Origin of the sequence: Moraxella sp. (genome assembly GCF_024227015.1) — a bacterium.
GTDB lineage: Bacteria > Pseudomonadota > Gammaproteobacteria > Pseudomonadales > Moraxellaceae > Moraxella.
In genome coordinates, this window is record NZ_JAAELD010000197.1 from 1 (window position 1) to 15,404 (window position 15,404).

Consider the following 15,404-nt stretch of genomic DNA (forward strand, 5'->3'; position numbering starts at 1 on the left):
ACGACAATAGCAAGATGGAACCACCTGATCCCTTCCCGAACTCAGAAGTGAAACGTCTTAGCGCCGATGGTAGTGTGGTTCGCCCATGTGAGAGTAGGTCATCGTCAGCATCTTATTTAAGCCACCCCCGTCATTGATGGGGGTGGTTTTTTATTGGTTGGGTTTTGTTGGTAGTTTTTAACTTTGTTATATGCTAAAATACTTGACTGATTTTATTGAATAAATTTTTTATGGCAGTTCAATTACCACCTTATCGCCCCATAAAGAAGCGAAGCGGATTAGCAGTGATGATTGCTGCATTCCATGCTTTGCTTATGCGCGAATTACAGACCCGTTTTGGTAGCTATCGATTAGGCTATCTTTGGGCGCCTTTAGAGGTGATTTTACAGATGGCCATCATGATGGTTATCTTTGGTGCTATCATGAAGCGTGCGCTACCAGGCATGGATTATATGCTGTTTTTGGTTGCTGGATTTACACCTTTTTTTATGATGCAAAGAATTGCCACGCGTTCATTGGGTGCGGTTTCAGCCAATGCAGGGCTATTAATGTATCGTGCAGTACGTCATATTGATGTGATCATTGCGCGATCTGTGCTTGAGCTCATTATTTATTTTGTCACTTTTGTAATACTGATTTTGGGATTAGCTTTTTTTGGTATCGGATTTAGTGTTGCGAACTTGGACGTTGTACTTTTATGTTGGATCACGATGTTTTTCTTCGCTTTTGGCTTGGCAATGATTTTGATGATTGTGGGGCATTATGGCGGTGAGCTGAGCAAAGTAATTAGTATTGTGTTTACCATACTTTATTTTACTTCCGGAGTTCTTTATTCGGTACACATGATACCAGAGCCTTACCTGTCATACTTGATGTACAATCCTTTTATTCATAACCTTGAGATGATTCGTCACGCCTTATCGCCAACTTATCCAATTCATCATGTGAGCATGAGTTATTTTATCAAATGGACAATTTGTGTGAATTTTTTAGGACTGCTTTTGTATAAAGCATTTGAAAGAGATCTAATTCGCACGAAGTGATATTATGATTGAGATTAAAAACATCACCAAATCTTTTAAGACGCCGCACGGCAGGCATTATTTATTCAAAGATTTGAACTTAACCATTGAGGATAAGCAGTCTGTAGGGTTGCTTGGTAGAAATGGCGCGGGTAAATCGACGCTGCTGCGTATCATTTGTGGGCTGGATGAGCCAGACTCCGGAGAGGTGCTGACCAATAGTACCATTTCGTGGCCTGTCGGTGTTGCAGGTGGCTTTCAAGGCAGCTTGACAGGCCGTCAAAATGTTCGTTTTGTCTGCCGTCTTTATTCAAGTAGCGACTATATTGACGAAAAGATCCGCTTTGTTGAAGAGTTTGCCGACATTGGTAAATATTTTGATATGCCTGTCAAAAGCTATTCTTCGGGCATGAGAGCGCGATTGACTTTTGGTCTTTCTTTGGCGTTTGATTTTGATTATTATATGCTTGACGAGGCTGGCGCTGTGGGCGATGCAGCATTTCGTAAAAGAAGTGAAGAGATTCTGCAAGCGCGACGTGAGCAAGCTGGATTTTTGGTTGTTTCGCACAACTTAGGTGATATTGAGCGTAACTGTGATGTTGGTATTGTGCTGATGGATCAGACAGCACGAGTTTTTCATAATGTGAAAGAAGCAATTGAGGTATATAAAGAACATGTCCACCAAACTAAAAAATAAACGCATCAGTCAGCTGTTATTTGTTGGCGTTGTGATTATACCTTGGATTGCAATCATTGCTTATGTTTTGCTGTTGGCAAATCCTAGGTATATTAGCACATCTAATGTGGTGATTAAGCAGGTCAGCGAGCAGGCGATGTCCACTTCTGGCATCTCTGCACTACTGGGTGTGAATAACACAAGTCGGGACGATGCATTGTATCTGACCAAATATATCTTGTCAGATGACATGATTGATAAATTGGATAAGAAATTTGAGTTTCGTAAAAACTATCGTCTAACCGGTTCTGACTTTATCAATGAGATTGATGCTGAAGCAACCCAAGAAGAGCTTCGTGAATATTTCAAAAAACGCGTGAATGTGTCATTGGATGAGCTGAGCTCAGTACTTATGGTAGAAACTGAAGGTTTCACGCCAGAATTTGCTTATGAATTAAACAAAGAGATTCTCACTGAGTCTGAAATCTTTGTGAATGCCATTTCCAAAAAAGTTGCAAAAGAACAATTGGCTTTTGCGACCACGCAAGTTCAAGAAGCTGAAGCGCGTCTGAACGATACCAAAAAAGCCATGCTTGATTATCAAAATGCCAATGAGATCTTTGATCCTCAAACCAATGCGCAAATTGTCAATCAAGTCATTGCAACTTTGCAAGCCCAACTAAGCAGTCTTAGAACCGAAGAGCGTCAGCTGCTTAGCTATCTAAATCCAGAAGCGCCTCAAATTGTTAGTCTGCGTAGTCAAATCACTTCGGTCGAGAAACAAATTCGTGATGAGCAAGGTAAGCTAACCTCGCCAAATGACAGCAAGCTTAACGAACAAACTGCTCAATTTGAAAGTATCAAGTCTGATGTAGAATTTGCAGGAGAGCTTTATAAATTGGCATTAACTTCACTTGAGAGTTCGCGCATTGAAGCGATCCGCAAGATGAAGAATCTTATCGTGATTTCATCGCCACATTTGGCAGAAGAAGCGTTATATCCACGCAAATCTTATGTGATTGGAACATCATTGGCGCTGCTGCTGATCTTGTATGGCTTTATCGTGTTGGTACTGTCGGTCATTCGCGATCATGCGAAATAATTTGGCTAATAACGGAAGAATGATTATGAAATTTTCTAAAACAAGCCTTGGTTTGGCAGTGTCGATGCTGATTGGTGCATCATTATCGCAAAATACGTTTGCTAATCCAGCGAACAATGTGGGTCGCTTGGCTGCGATCGTGGATAGTCGTCAAGTACCTGCTGAAGCCACGCAATCTGAAGCAGTGGCAGCAGCAAGCCTGGGCTCAAATTCTATCATCAATAATTCAGGTAATTACCAGCCAGTAAATACCAAGCCTCGTATTTTTGGTGAGCAATTATTCCGTGGCGCCTTTTCAACCACGTCTGGCTCGACATTCAACGACAGTTATGTGATCAATCCTGGTGATAATGTTCAGGTTCGTATGTGGGGTGCTTATCAATATGCGGCCACGACGACAGTCGATCCGCAAGGCAATATTTTCTTGCCGAATGTCGGTCCTGTCAAAGTAGCGGGGGTTCAAAATGGTAATCTGCAGAATGTTGTGCAAACTGCCATTGGTCGCATTTATCGCTCTAATGTCGGTGTGTATGCTTCTTTGGAAAACGCCCAGCCTGTGAAGGTGTTTGTGACTGGTTTTGTTAAGCAGCCTGGCTACTATGGCGGCTTGGCGGCAGATTCGGTGCTTAGTTATTTGGATAGAGCGGGCGGTGTTGACCCTGAGCGCGGTAGTTATATTGACATTCAGGTGCGCCGCGGCGGACAGCTTGTTCAGCAGATTAACCTTTATGAATTCTTGATCGCAGGTCGATTGGCGCCATTTGCGTTCCGCGATGGTGATGTGATCACAGTTGCGCCGCAGAAGAAGACGTTTGAAATCTCTGGCCGAGTCCAAAATGAATATGTGTTTGAATTTGGTGTCAATAATCTGACCATCTCAGACGTGTTAGGCATCGCAAATCCTCTGGCAGATGCGACCAATGTTAGCATCACTCGCGCTGGAGGTCGAGCTCAGACGGCAGAATACTATTCCTTGGGTGAGGCTGCTAATGTGCCTGTCAATAATGGTGATAGACTGGTGGTGACGGCTGACCGTTATCAAGGTTCGGTCGCAGTTCAGGTGACAGGTGCTCATCGCGGCAATGGCGCGGTGATTTTGCCTTATGGTGCCCGATTAAAAGATGTGGTGGCACAGCTTGAACCGTCAAGCTTGGCGAATGTAAATAATCTAACCATCTATCGTGAGTCGGTTAAGGCTCAACAAAAAGAAGCAATCAATCGCGCGCTAGATCGTCTAGAAGAGATGACACTTGCGACGCAATCAACCACAAGAGAAGAGGCGCAGCTACGTTCTGAAGATGCCAAATTGGTTGAGCAATTTATCGCAAAAGCAAGACGAGTAGAGCCTGCGGGTCGTGTGGTTGTGGTGCCTAACTCTTGGCAGGACATCATTCTAGAACAAGGTGATGTGATCCATATTCCATCAAAAACATCAGTCATCACGGTCAATGGGCAAGTTCGCACGCAGGGCGCGCTTACTTATGATGCGCACCTGACCGTAGGCGACTATATTGCAAAATCTGGTGGGTTTGATGATAATGCTGACAGCGAACAAATCCTTGTCATGCATCAAAATGGTGAAAGCAGTGTGGTCAATACCGCCTATCGCATCCAAGAGGGCGATGAAATCATGGTATTACCAAAAGTCAAAACGCGCCGTGTAGAGATTGCCCGTGGACTTTCTCAGATTATTTATCAGCTTGCTGTGGCGACTGGCGTGATCGTTGGTCTGTGATTGAATGAGCTTTATTCCAAAAAAACTCACCACAGCAACCAAGGGGATTATCAAAAATAATCCCCTGCTTCATATTGCGCTTAATGCCAGTCTCCATCATAATGATGCTAAGGCTGATGCGGTGCTTGCGTGGGGTCAAAAGCCCAGCAGCCTTAAGGCTAAGAAGTTCGCCACAGAGAATAATCTGTCGCTAATTACCATTGAAGATGGTTTTTTGCGTTCATTGTCCGCTGGGATCGACACGGTCGGCGCCAGCTTTATTGCGGATGATCTGGGGGTATATTTTGATTTAACTGCGCCAAGTCGCCTGCAGCATCTTATCTTTGAATGCATGAGTCATTGGGATGATCATAAACAAAATTACGCTCATAGCTTAATCGATAAAATCATCACACATCGCCTGTCCAAATATAATGAATCCCAAGATGCGCCAAACCTAACAAAGATTGCAGGTAATGATCGCATGCATGTGTTGATTATTGATCAGGTCGCAGGTGATGCCTCCATTCAAGGCGCTGGCGCAAGCAAAGACAGTTTTTTGGCGATGCTCGCTCATGCGCGTTCACAATACCTCGATGCCAATATCTGGATCAAAGCCCACCCTGCTGGCAAAGGGTATTTTTCACAAAATGACATTGAGCATCCTTTTTATCTTACCGAGAAATGCAACCCCATTGCGCTGCTTGAGCAGGTAAGTGCTGTATATACGGTCAGTTCTCACATGGGGTTTGAGGCATTACTACTTAATAAAAAAGTGTATTGTTTTGGGGTGAATTGGTACAGTGGTTTTGGCTTGACTGATGATGGTTTTATCAAGGATGGTCACATTTATAAAACGGTAACCAATCATCATCAGGTCTTGAAAAATCATTACAATGCCCACGACAAACCTAGCATTCATCAGCTTTTTTATGCAAGCTATATCAATTATAGCCACTATGCCAACCCTGCCAAGTATAAGGCGTGCGGCATTGATGAAGTGGTGGAATATTTGATATTAAACCGAGCATGGCAGAGTCGGCTATTAGGTGATCTGATGGCTTATGAGTTTAGCCGATGGAAGGTGCCTTTTGTGCAAGGATTTTTGGGTTTTGATGCGGTAAATCTCATCATTAAACCAAGAACGAGATGGCGACTATTCTTGACCGATGGTATGAATGCCAAACGTGTTCAACGTGATGATCAAAAGGCGTTAAGCCCTCTACCTGACACGACAAGCTATGTCACATGGGGGCTAAAAAGCAAAAAATCACTTGCAGATAAGCTACAAAAGATCGGCAAGCAAGCCCCTAGAATTTGGTGTATGGAGGATGGATTTATCCGTTCAAATGGCCTTGGCGCAAGCTTGATAGCTCCACTATCGGTGGTGATGGACGATGTAGGGATTTATTATGATGCCAATCATCCAAGCCGGCTTGAGCAAATTTTAACAAATATCCACCTAACCGATGAGCAAGCCCTTCGCGCCAAAAACTTGCAGCATCTCATGCTGACCAAGCGAGTTAGTAAATATAACGTTCAAACTAAAAATCACGAATTTGTTCAGAAATTATCACATCTAAAAATCATAAAACCCAATAAAACCGTACGTTTGGTTGTGGGACAAGTCGAAGATGATGCATCTGTAAAAAGCTGTGCAAGCGCAATCAAAAAAAACAGCGATCTGCTTGCTAGAGTACGAACAGACTTTCCTGATGACATCATTGTCTACAAGCCACATCCTGATGTGGAAGCAGGGCTGCGCGTCGGTCGTGCGAACAATCATAACCTTGCGGACTTGGTGGCATCCGATGTTGCCATGCCTGACTGTCTGGATGGGTGTGATGTGGTACATACGATCAGTTCATTGACCGGATTTGAGGCGCTGCTACGGGGTCTTGAGGTGGTTTGTTACGGCGTGCCATTTTATGCAGGTTTTGGGCTGACGACAGACGTGGTCGAGCCTGATAATACAGTCAAAATTAATGCGCTAAATCGCCGCTGCCGAGCAGATGGGTTGACATTGCCAGCGTTAATTTATGGCGTCATTGTAGAATATCCGTTGTATCATTTGCCACATGGGCACGGCTTGGCACAGCCCGAGGCGGTGATCGAATATCTTTATAATCATCAGCACATTCAAATCAGCCCTACATTTACCCAGAGGGCAAAAACTGCTTTTATGAGACTTCGAAAAATTTTGAAAGAATAAAATGCAAGTATTAAAATTTCATTAAAATTATGTTAGAATAGTGTATCATTTATAGCCAAAAATAATCCTATTTTAGCCAATCCAAAATCATGTCTTCAACCGCAAAAGACTTAATGCAGCACAAGAACGTCTTGCTCTTACAGGGCAAAATGGGGACGTTTTTTTGTCGTTTTGCAACGTTTTTGATGGAGCAAGGCAAACAAGTTCGCAAGATTAATTTTAATGCCGGCGATGCATTTTTTTATTGCCATAAAGACCAGATGGACAACTATCGTGGCAAGGTGGCGGACTTTGATGTATTTTTGGCGGACATTATTCAAAAGTACGACATTGATGCGGTGGTGTGTTTCAACGATTGCCGTCCTTATCACGCCATCGCAAGTAGAGTAACTACCAATCTAGGTGTATCTTTTTTTGTCTTTGAAGAGGGCTATCTGCGCCCTGATTATATCACGCTAGAAAAGCACGGCATTAATGGATATTCAAGGCTTAATCCTGAACTAATTGACACCCTAAAAAAAGCCAACGACCAACCCAAATATACGGCGAATCGTTTTTGGCGCTTATGTATTTCAAGTATCATATATTATATTGTGGTGTTTTTTGGGCAATGGCGCTACCCACATTATGAGCATTATCGTGGTCTGAATATCTGGCAGGAGATGCTGGCGTGGATCATAGCGCCCATACGCAAGGCGCTGCGTTATTTCCCTGATAAGAGTTTGCAACAACGCCTGATTAATGGTGCAGAAAGCTTCTATTTGGTGAGTCTGCAAGTTCATAATGACTCACAGATCACTCATCATAGTGATTATGCAGATGTGCGTGAATTCATCGCCGAAGTGTTGGCAAGTTTTGCCATAAATGCACCAAGCGGCACTAAGATTCTCTTTAAACATCATCCTTTGGATCGTGGTCATCGTGATTATCGAGCCTATATCCGTCGTACGGCACGCGCGCTTGGTATTGAGGATCGCGTTTTTTATGGCTGCGACATGCACCTGCCAAGTCTGATTCGTGCCAGCATCGGTATGATTACGATCAATAGCACAACAGGGCTTCAGTCCATCTATCACCAAAAACCCACCAAAATCATGGGGCGTGCACTCTATGACATCAAGGGTCTTACCGATCAGCAGTCACTAGATGCATTTTGGGCGAATCCCGTCGCACCCAATCGTGAATTTTATCTAAAATTCCGTGAATATCTCATCGAGCAAACCCAGCTCAACGGCTCATTCTATGGCGCGTCACCTTGGACGATCGCCTATCTTGATGGCAAAAACAACTAAGCCGTCACTAATTATCAAAAAATCCCTTAAATCATTCAATTAGCTGTGTTTTTTGACTAAAAAACTGCTACAATATCCTGTTATTATTTTATTTTTAATTGCACCTATGACCGATCTAACCCACATTCGTAATTTCTCGATCATTGCTCATATTGACCATGGTAAGAGTACTTTGGCTGACCGCTTTATTCAGGTCTGCGGCGGTCTGTCCGACCGTGAAATGCAAGCACAAGTCCTAGACAGCATGGACATTGAGCGTGAGCGCGGCATCACGATTAAGGCTCAGTCGGTTACACTATACTATGATCACCCTAACGGTGAAAAATACCAGTTAAACTTCATCGACACACCAGGCCACGTGGACTTTAGCTATGAAGTGTCGCGTTCATTGGCGGCTTGCGAGGGTGCGCTATTGGTCGTTGATGCTGCACAAGGCGTTGAAGCTCAGTCAGTGGCGAATTGCTATACAGCGGTGGAGCAGGGACTCGAAGTGCTGCCCGTGCTTAATAAAATTGATCTGCCTCAGGTGGAGCCTGAGCGCGTGATCGAAGAGATTGAGGACATCATAGGCATTGAGGCGTTAGAAGCGCCACGCGTCTCGGCCAAGACAGGCTTAGGTATTGACGAGCTACTCCAAACACTGGTGGAGAAAATCCCTGCACCCACAGGCGATCGTGATGCGCCATTGCAGGCATTGATTATTGACTCATGGTTTGATAACTATTTGGGTGTGGTGTCTTTGGTGCGTGTGCGCGAAGGTCAGGTAAAGACCGGAGATCGTATTTTTGTTAAATCGACAGGTGAGTCGCATCTGGTGACATCTATCGGTGTATTCACCCCAAAACGCCTAGAGACGGGAATTTTGCAGGCGGGCGAAGTTGGCTTTGTGATCGCGGGCATTAAAGACATCCAAGGCGCGCCTGTGGGTGATACCATTACGCTTGCCAAGACACCAGAAGTTGAGAATATTCCAGGCTTTCAAAAGGTAACGCCTCAGGTCTATGCAGGGATGTTCCCAATCGATTCAAGCGACTTTGAAAAGTTCCGTGAAGCCTTACAAAAACTACAAATCAACGATGCGGCGCTGTTCTTTGAACCAGACACTTCTGATGCGCTGGGCTTTGGTTTTCGTTGTGGCTTCTTGGGCATGCTTCATATGGAGATTATCCAAGAGCGACTTGAACGTGAATATGATCTTGATCTGATTACCACCGCACCATCGGTAATTTATGAAGTGGTCAAGAAGAATGGCGATATTGTTTATGTGGACAATCCATCGCGTCTGCCAGATGTGGGCGTGATTCAGGAGTTCCGCGAGCCGATCGCTCGCTGTCATATCCTTGTGCCTCAAGAATACTTGGGCAACGTGATCACCCTTGCCATCGAGCGCCGCGGCGTTCAGGTGGACATGAAATTCATGGCTCGTCAAGTTCAAGTTATCTTTGATATCCCGATGGGTGAAGTGGTGATGGATTTCTTTGATAAGCTAAAATCAGCATCGCGTGGTTTTGCGTCGCTGGATTACGCATTTGAGCGCTACCAAGCAGATAAGTTGTCTCGTGTGGACGTGCTTATTAATGGTGAGAAAGTCGATGCGCTTGCCATGATTTGCCACCAAGAGCATGCGCGTCGCCGCGGCGGTCAGCTGGTCGAAAAAATGAAAGAGCTGATTCCTCGTCAGATGTTCGATGTGGCAATCCAAGCCGCCATTGGCAGTCAAATCATCGCACGTTCGACAGTTAAGGCGATGCGTAAAGACGTGCTTGCCAAGTGTTATGGTGGTGACGTAAGCCGTAAGAAAAAACTGCTAGAAAAACAAAAAGCAGGTAAAAAACGCATGAAGCAAGTTGGCTCGGTGGAAATCCCACAAGAAGCGTTCTTGGCGGTATTAAAAGTCGATAGCTAATTGATAAATTAAATAAAGGGTAGCGTTGTGGAATTTGATATTAATCTTGTGCTTGTGCCAGTGACGTTGGTGCTGCTTGTGGTGTGGCTTGTTGATAAGTTCGCCCTAAAACAGCATCGCGTGGTAAAAGCTGCCAACAAAAATCTACTCACGGCACAGCAGCAGCTAAAGTCAAGCCAAAACAACCTACAAACTGCCCTAAAACAGCATCAGCTAAATGGCGATGTTGATTCACTGGTTATCACAGATGCCACACCCCAAGGTGTTAAAGATGCCCATCAGGCCTACCAAATCGCCAAACGTGATGCAACGATTGCCAAGGTTAATCAAGAAACCACGGGCGAGAATGTGCTTGTGCGCTGGGCGTATGAGTTTTTGCCGATTCTGCTGATTATTGTGCTTGTGCGCTCTTTTGTGATTGAGCCATTTAACATTCCATCTAGTTCTATGGTGCCGACGCTGTACACGGGCGATTTTATTGTGGTGAATAAGGCGTCTTATGGGCTTCGCCTGCCTATCACGCACACTAAGATTGTCGATACTGGCAGCCCTGAACGTGGTGATGTGGCGGTGTTTCGTTATCCGCTTGAGCCGAAGCGTTATTATATTAAGCGCGTGATTGGCTTGCCTGGCGACACGGTATCTTATAATGATGGTGTGCTATCCATTAACGGTGAAGCTGTCACCACAGAACAGACAAGCTACAGTATGGCTGAGCCTTTGGTGAATAAGCTGCTGCCAGCACAAATCGGTAGCCATGTATTTAGTGATGAGGAGCGTGCAAGATTCGGTCAAGAAGAAGAGAATTACGCACGCTATTACCAAGAGACTCTGGGTAGCCATCGTTATAACGTCCGCTATATTGGCGATTTAAATTCATCGGCAGGCGGTCAATTTCTACAAGATAACTCGCCCGATGTCATCACAACAGAAGGCAAACAATGGACGGTGCGCGTGCCTGAAGGACAGTACTTTGTGCTGGGTGATAATCGCGACAGTAGTCAAGACTCACGTTATTGGGGTTTTGTGCCTGAGGGTAATCTATCCGGCAAGGCAACTTATATTTGGATGCATAAGGAGCCTGGCTTTAAGCTGCCGAGTTTTGGTCGAGCAGGCGCGATTGATTGATGTTAATTTCATTGGATGAAAAATGACCAACCCAAATAAATCATCCCTTAAGGGAAATACAACCTCACTGGATAAACTACCTCATTTTGCCAATTTTGAGCAGGGGCTGCCGGTGCTGTCTGAGAAGCTAAATTATCAGTTTCGCGATATCAGCTTGCCGCGTCGCGCCTTGACGCATCGCTCTTATAATCCCAAAGAAAGCTATGAACGCCTTGAATTTTTGGGTGATGCTTTGCTTGGGCTCATCATTGCAGAAGCTCTGTTCATGCACTTTCCACGCCATGATGAGGGCAAGCTTACGCGCATGCGTGCCACTTTGGTACGCCAAGAGACGCTGGTTCAGATCGCTGAGAAGCTTGAATTATCGCGCCATCTAATATTGGGTGTGGGCGAGCGTAAGGGTGGCGGTCGTCATCGCGCCTCAATCTTAGCAGATGCTGTAGAGGCGCTGATCGCAGCGGTCTATCTAGACAGTGGCGACATGAATCTGGTCAAAGAGCTTGTCAAAGTCTGGTACGAATCACTAATCTTAGAAGTGGGCGAGGAAAAGGTCTTAAAAGATGCCAAATCTCGCCTTCAAGAATGGCTACAGGGCAATCGACTATCCCTGCCGACTTATGAGCTTGATGAAATCATTGGCAACGCACCAAATCAAACGTTCGTCGTAACCTGCCGAGTGAATCTAGACGATATCAAGCCCATCACTCAGACAGGCGAGTCGCGCCGTATCGCGGAACAAAAATGCGCCGAACTGATGATAAATCAGCTCAACAAAACTCAAAATTCATAATATTCAGCTTAGCCAAATTACCAAATCCGCCTTTAAAAACGGGCGGTTTTGTGTTTTAATAGGCTATTAAATATCTACAATAAGGTAACACATGACCGACAATAACCAAGCGCCAGAACCTGCCAATGACGACATGATCGCGACATTTTTTGAAAATAGCGCACCTACCATCAGTGATGATTTTAAATCAGGCTTTGTGGCGATCGTTGGTCGCCCGAACGTTGGCAAATCAACGCTGATGAATCATCTGCTTGGACAAAAATTATCCATCACATCGCGTAAGCCTCAGACCACGCGTCACCGCATTCACGGTATCTTGACCGATGATGAGATGCAGATCGTATTCGTTGACACCCCAGGCATTCACAGCAAGGAAGTTAAAGCCATCAACGAGCGCATGAATAAGGCGGCGGTATCGGCTTTGTCCGATGTTGATTTGGTACTATTTGTGGTGGATGGGCTGCAATGGCGTGAAGATGATTTATTGACGCTGGAGAAGCTCTCAGCGACGAATCTACCTGTCGTGCTGGTCATCAATAAATCTGACACTGTTAAAGATAAATCACAAATGCTACCATTGATCGAGGGATTTAGCGAGAGTTTTGATTTTGCAGATATTGTGCCGGTGTCAGCATTGCGCGGGCATAATTTGGACAGATTAAAAGAAGTGATCGGGCAGTTCTTGCCGGTGCGTCCGCCGATTTTTGATCCTGAGCAGATCACTGACCGTTCTGAGCGTTTCTTGGCAAGCGAAATTATCCGCGAGAAAATCATGCGCGCATCAGGCGATGAAGTGCCATATGATTTGACCGTGCAAATCGATACCTTCAAAGACGAACCTGCGCACAAAGACCCTGAGACGGGCAAATGGCGCAAAGCGGTGACTTTCATCGATGCGACCATCTTCGTTGAGCGTGCTGGTCAAAAAACCATCATCATTGGCGATAAAGGCTCAAGAATCAAGCAGGTCGGTATCGATGCACGCAAGGACATGGAGGCGCTATTCGATCGCAAGATCATGCTGACGCTTTGGGTGAAAGTCAAAAAAGGCTGGTCCGATGATGAGCGCGCCTTGACGAGCTTGGGGTATTAATTCTCTTGCGCCAACAACCGCTGACAGGCTATATTCTGCACGCTAGAGCTTATCAAGAAAAACGCGCAATTTATCAATTTTTTAGCAGCGAGTTTGGTGTGGTGAGTGGTGTGGGTGCGCGAGGCATGCCGTCTTTTGTGCCGATGACACTATTCGCCACAGGTAAAAATGCGCTAAAATCTTTCACCCAAATACAGCCCTCGCCAGAAGTTAGTCTTACGCCCATTATGGGTCAGACTCAGTATGCGCTGCTCTATATGAATGAGGTGTTGTCTCGACTGCTGGTGCCTGAGAGTCCTTGCGAGGTGCTTTGGCAGGTTTATCATGATGAGATTATGCAGCTTCGGGCGCTTGGTGTGATTGAAGCTTGTGATTCTCTTAGTGATTTAAAGCAGGCACTCAGACGGTTCGAGAGGGCGCTATTTGATGAATTGGGTGTGAGTGCTGACTTTGAATATGATGGTCTGGGCGAGAGTATTGAAGCTAATGGATATTATCGTTTCGTGCCAGAAGTTGGTTTTGTGCCAATTGGATCGACATTGATCAATAAAGCCAACGATGAAGGCAAAAAATTAAGCCGAGTATCATACTTAGGTTTAGATCTGTTAGAGATGGCGCGCGCGCAGAGCGATCAGAATATGTATGTCAAGCATCTACAATCTTTCGGTCAGCTGCAGCGCGATGTGATGGACTATCTATTAGAATATAAGCCACTACACAGTCGTAAATTATGGCGACAAAGTTTGCAATACCAGTCTGTATAATTTGATTTAAAAGGAAAAATTATGTCTAAACCACTGCTTGGGGTGAATATCGATCATGTAGCGACACTAAGAAATGCGCGTGGCGTACATTATCCTTGCCCGATCGAGGCGGCGCTCATCTGCGAGCAGGCGGGTGCGGACGGCATCACGCTGCATTTGCGTGAAGATCGGCGCCACATCAAGGATGCCGATGTCTATGCCATGAAAGATAAGCTTAAAACCCGCATGAATCTGGAGATGGCTGTCACGGATGAGATGCTTGCCATTGCCATTGATGTGAAGCCTACTTGGGTATGCCTAGTCCCTGAAAAACGCCAAGAAGTGACCACAGAAGGCGGGCTTGATGTGGCTAATTTGCTAGAATTACCCCAATTCATCAAAAAACTACAATCAGCAGGTATTTTAGTGTCATTATTCATCGACCCTGATGTGCATCAGATTGATGCCGCCATATCATGCGGCGCCGACGCGATTGAACTTCACACAGGTGCTTATGCGCATGCAGACATAGATGAAGATGTTCAGGCATTTAACCATGAATTAAATCGCATTCGCGAAGCTGTGGAATATACTAAATCGAAAACCAACAGCATGCTTATTAATGCAGGGCATGGTCTAACCAGAGGCAATGTCGCAAATATCGCTCAGATAGACGGCATCCATGAGCTGAACATCGGCCATTCAATCATTGCAGATGCTGTATTTATGGGGCTTGACCGAGCAGTCAAAGAAATGCGAGCCGCATTTGTGGTGTAATTGACAAAATTGTAAGCAAATGTGTTATAATAACAATCGTGAGTTCTGCTTAATCTTGGATAATAAGCGCTTGAGTTTCTATTCATGATTAAGCGGTGATTTGTAAAAAATCAACATTTTTATGTAACATTGTGTAGCTATTGCAAAAAAAAAGGCTTGTAAAATCCTTAAAATGCCGTTAAGCTACATATATCTATCAGAAATTAATGTTTCTACTGTCTTTCGGTGGTAAATATAGGTTGGCAGAAGTGATTAGTTAATGGTAGAATATGACATGGTAATGTTGTGTTACACACTTTTAATCAACAATTCCTTTGGAGGAAGTTATGAAACTAAATAAAATCGCTCTAGCAGTACTTGCTACTGCAGCGACCGCTGCTTCTGCTGGCGTAACAGTAACCCCAATAGTTGGTTACAACTACACTGACGAAGCTCACGACAAGCAACGTGAAGTCTTTAAAACAGGTAAAGATCTTTATTTAAATGCTGATAATCAATCTATTGACGGTCGTGCTGGTCAAGTTACTAATGGCGGCGTTGCTCAAGAAAGCGGTCTATACACTGGTGTTGCGCTAGGTCTAGAGCTTACCCCATCTACTCAGTTCCAAGTTGAGTATGGTGTTACTGATACCAATGGTGAAGCATCTGAAGCTTCTGCTCGAGCAGGTATCAACCGTTTTGATGCTGAAAGAGAAACCATCGTTGGTAACTTCCTAATCGGTACTGAGCAGTTCACTGGCTACAACCCAAACACCAAGTTCAAACCATATGTATTGATCGGTGCTGGTCAGTCTAAAACTTCGGTTGAAAACCGTCAAGAGTATACAACTAGTGCAGGTAAATCTACTCAAACAGGCGTAAAAGGTCCTGTTAAGGCTGGCACAGAAGTTGCTGAATCTAAAGACACCATCGGTAACATCGGTCTAGGTGCTCGTTATCTAGTAAATGA

Annotated in this window: 12 protein-coding genes, 1 rRNA gene and 1 pseudogene; all 14 read left to right on the forward strand. The window is 44.8% G+C overall.

Annotation, left to right across the window (positions count from 1 at the left end):
- Window positions 1-110: ribosomal RNA gene (gene rrf, locus GY683_RS04450) — 5S ribosomal RNA — on the forward strand; the annotation flags it as partial.
- 120 nt (window positions 111-230) lie between these two features.
- Window positions 231-1,043 carry an ABC transporter permease gene (locus tag GY683_RS04455; RefSeq protein ID WP_297287600.1) on the forward strand — a complete coding sequence of 271 codons (813 nt, stop codon included), beginning with the start codon at window positions 231-233 and terminating at the stop codon, window positions 1,041-1,043.
- 4 nt (window positions 1,044-1,047) lie between these two features.
- Entirely contained in the window at window positions 1,048-1,719 is a 672-nt protein-coding gene (locus tag GY683_RS04460) for an ABC transporter ATP-binding protein (RefSeq protein ID WP_297287601.1), read from the forward strand.
- Window positions 1,697-2,800 (forward strand): capsule biosynthesis protein, encoded by a 1,104-nt coding sequence (locus GY683_RS04465; protein ID WP_297287602.1) that lies wholly within the window; start codon window positions 1,697-1,699, stop codon window positions 2,798-2,800. Before GY683_RS04460 ends, GY683_RS04465 begins: the two co-directional genes overlap by 23 nt.
- Window positions 2,801-2,825: 25 nt before the next feature.
- On the forward strand, window positions 2,826-4,535 hold the full coding sequence (locus GY683_RS04470) for a polysaccharide biosynthesis/export family protein (RefSeq protein ID WP_297287603.1): 1,710 nt from the start codon (window positions 2,826-2,828) through the stop codon (window positions 4,533-4,535).
- 4 nt (window positions 4,536-4,539) lie between these two features.
- Window positions 4,540-6,726 (forward strand): capsular polysaccharide biosynthesis protein, encoded by a 2,187-nt coding sequence (locus GY683_RS04475; protein ID WP_297287604.1) that lies wholly within the window; start codon window positions 4,540-4,542, stop codon window positions 6,724-6,726.
- Between the two features lie 89 nt (window positions 6,727-6,815).
- Window positions 6,816-8,018 (forward strand): capsular biosynthesis protein, encoded by a 1,203-nt coding sequence (locus GY683_RS04480; protein WP_297287605.1) that lies wholly within the window; start codon window positions 6,816-6,818, stop codon window positions 8,016-8,018.
- Between the two features lie 106 nt (window positions 8,019-8,124).
- Entirely contained in the window at window positions 8,125-9,924 is a 1,800-nt protein-coding gene (gene lepA / locus GY683_RS04485) for a translation elongation factor 4 (protein WP_297287606.1), read from the forward strand.
- A gap of 27 nt (window positions 9,925-9,951) precedes the next feature.
- Entirely contained in the window at window positions 9,952-11,052 is a 1,101-nt protein-coding gene (lepB, locus tag GY683_RS04490) for a signal peptidase I (RefSeq protein ID WP_297287607.1), read from the forward strand.
- A 22-nt stretch (window positions 11,053-11,074) separates the two neighbouring features.
- Entirely contained in the window at window positions 11,075-11,842 is a 768-nt protein-coding gene (gene rnc, locus GY683_RS04495; protein WP_297287608.1) for a ribonuclease III, read from the forward strand.
- Window positions 11,843-11,933: 91 nt separating this feature from the next.
- Window positions 11,934-12,935, forward strand: coding sequence for a GTPase Era (gene era / locus GY683_RS04500; protein WP_297287609.1), 1,002 nt, complete (start codon window positions 11,934-11,936; stop codon window positions 12,933-12,935).
- Window positions 12,936-12,940: 5 nt separating this feature from the next.
- Window positions 12,941-13,699: a DNA repair protein RecO gene (locus GY683_RS04505; RefSeq protein ID WP_297287610.1), complete on the forward strand. Its 759-nt coding sequence runs from the start codon at window positions 12,941-12,943 to the stop codon at window positions 13,697-13,699.
- 21 nt (window positions 13,700-13,720) lie between these two features.
- The gene (pdxJ, locus tag GY683_RS04510; RefSeq protein ID WP_297287611.1) at window positions 13,721-14,455 is read left to right on the forward strand and encodes a pyridoxine 5'-phosphate synthase; all 735 of its coding nucleotides are present in this window, start codon (window positions 13,721-13,723) and stop codon (window positions 14,453-14,455) included.
- 326 nt (window positions 14,456-14,781) lie between these two features.
- Window positions 14,782-15,404 (forward strand): annotated as a pseudogene (locus GY683_RS04515) (OmpA family protein); the annotation flags it as partial.

Excerpts from the sequence above, each read along its gene's own strand:
- GY683_RS04455 (WP_297287600.1), top strand. The coding sequence starts at position 231 with ATGGCAGTTCAATTACCACCTTATCGCCCCATAAAGAAGCGAAGCGGA.
- GY683_RS04460 (WP_297287601.1), top strand. The coding sequence starts at position 1,048 with ATGATTGAGATTAAAAACATCACCAAATCTTTTAAGACGCCGCACGGC.
- GY683_RS04465 (WP_297287602.1), top strand. The coding sequence starts at position 1,697 with ATGTCCACCAAACTAAAAAATAAACGCATCAGTCAGCTGTTATTTGTT.
- GY683_RS04470 (WP_297287603.1), top strand. The coding sequence starts at position 2,826 with ATGAAATTTTCTAAAACAAGCCTTGGTTTGGCAGTGTCGATGCTGATT.
- GY683_RS04475 (WP_297287604.1), top strand. The coding sequence starts at position 4,540 with ATGAGCTTTATTCCAAAAAAACTCACCACAGCAACCAAGGGGATTATC.
- GY683_RS04480 (WP_297287605.1), top strand. The coding sequence starts at position 6,816 with ATGTCTTCAACCGCAAAAGACTTAATGCAGCACAAGAACGTCTTGCTC.
- lepA (WP_297287606.1), top strand. The coding sequence starts at position 8,125 with ATGACCGATCTAACCCACATTCGTAATTTCTCGATCATTGCTCATATT.
- rnc (WP_297287608.1), top strand. The coding sequence starts at position 11,075 with ATGACCAACCCAAATAAATCATCCCTTAAGGGAAATACAACCTCACTG.
- era (WP_297287609.1), top strand. The coding sequence starts at position 11,934 with ATGACCGACAATAACCAAGCGCCAGAACCTGCCAATGACGACATGATC.
- pdxJ (WP_297287611.1), top strand. The coding sequence starts at position 13,721 with ATGTCTAAACCACTGCTTGGGGTGAATATCGATCATGTAGCGACACTA.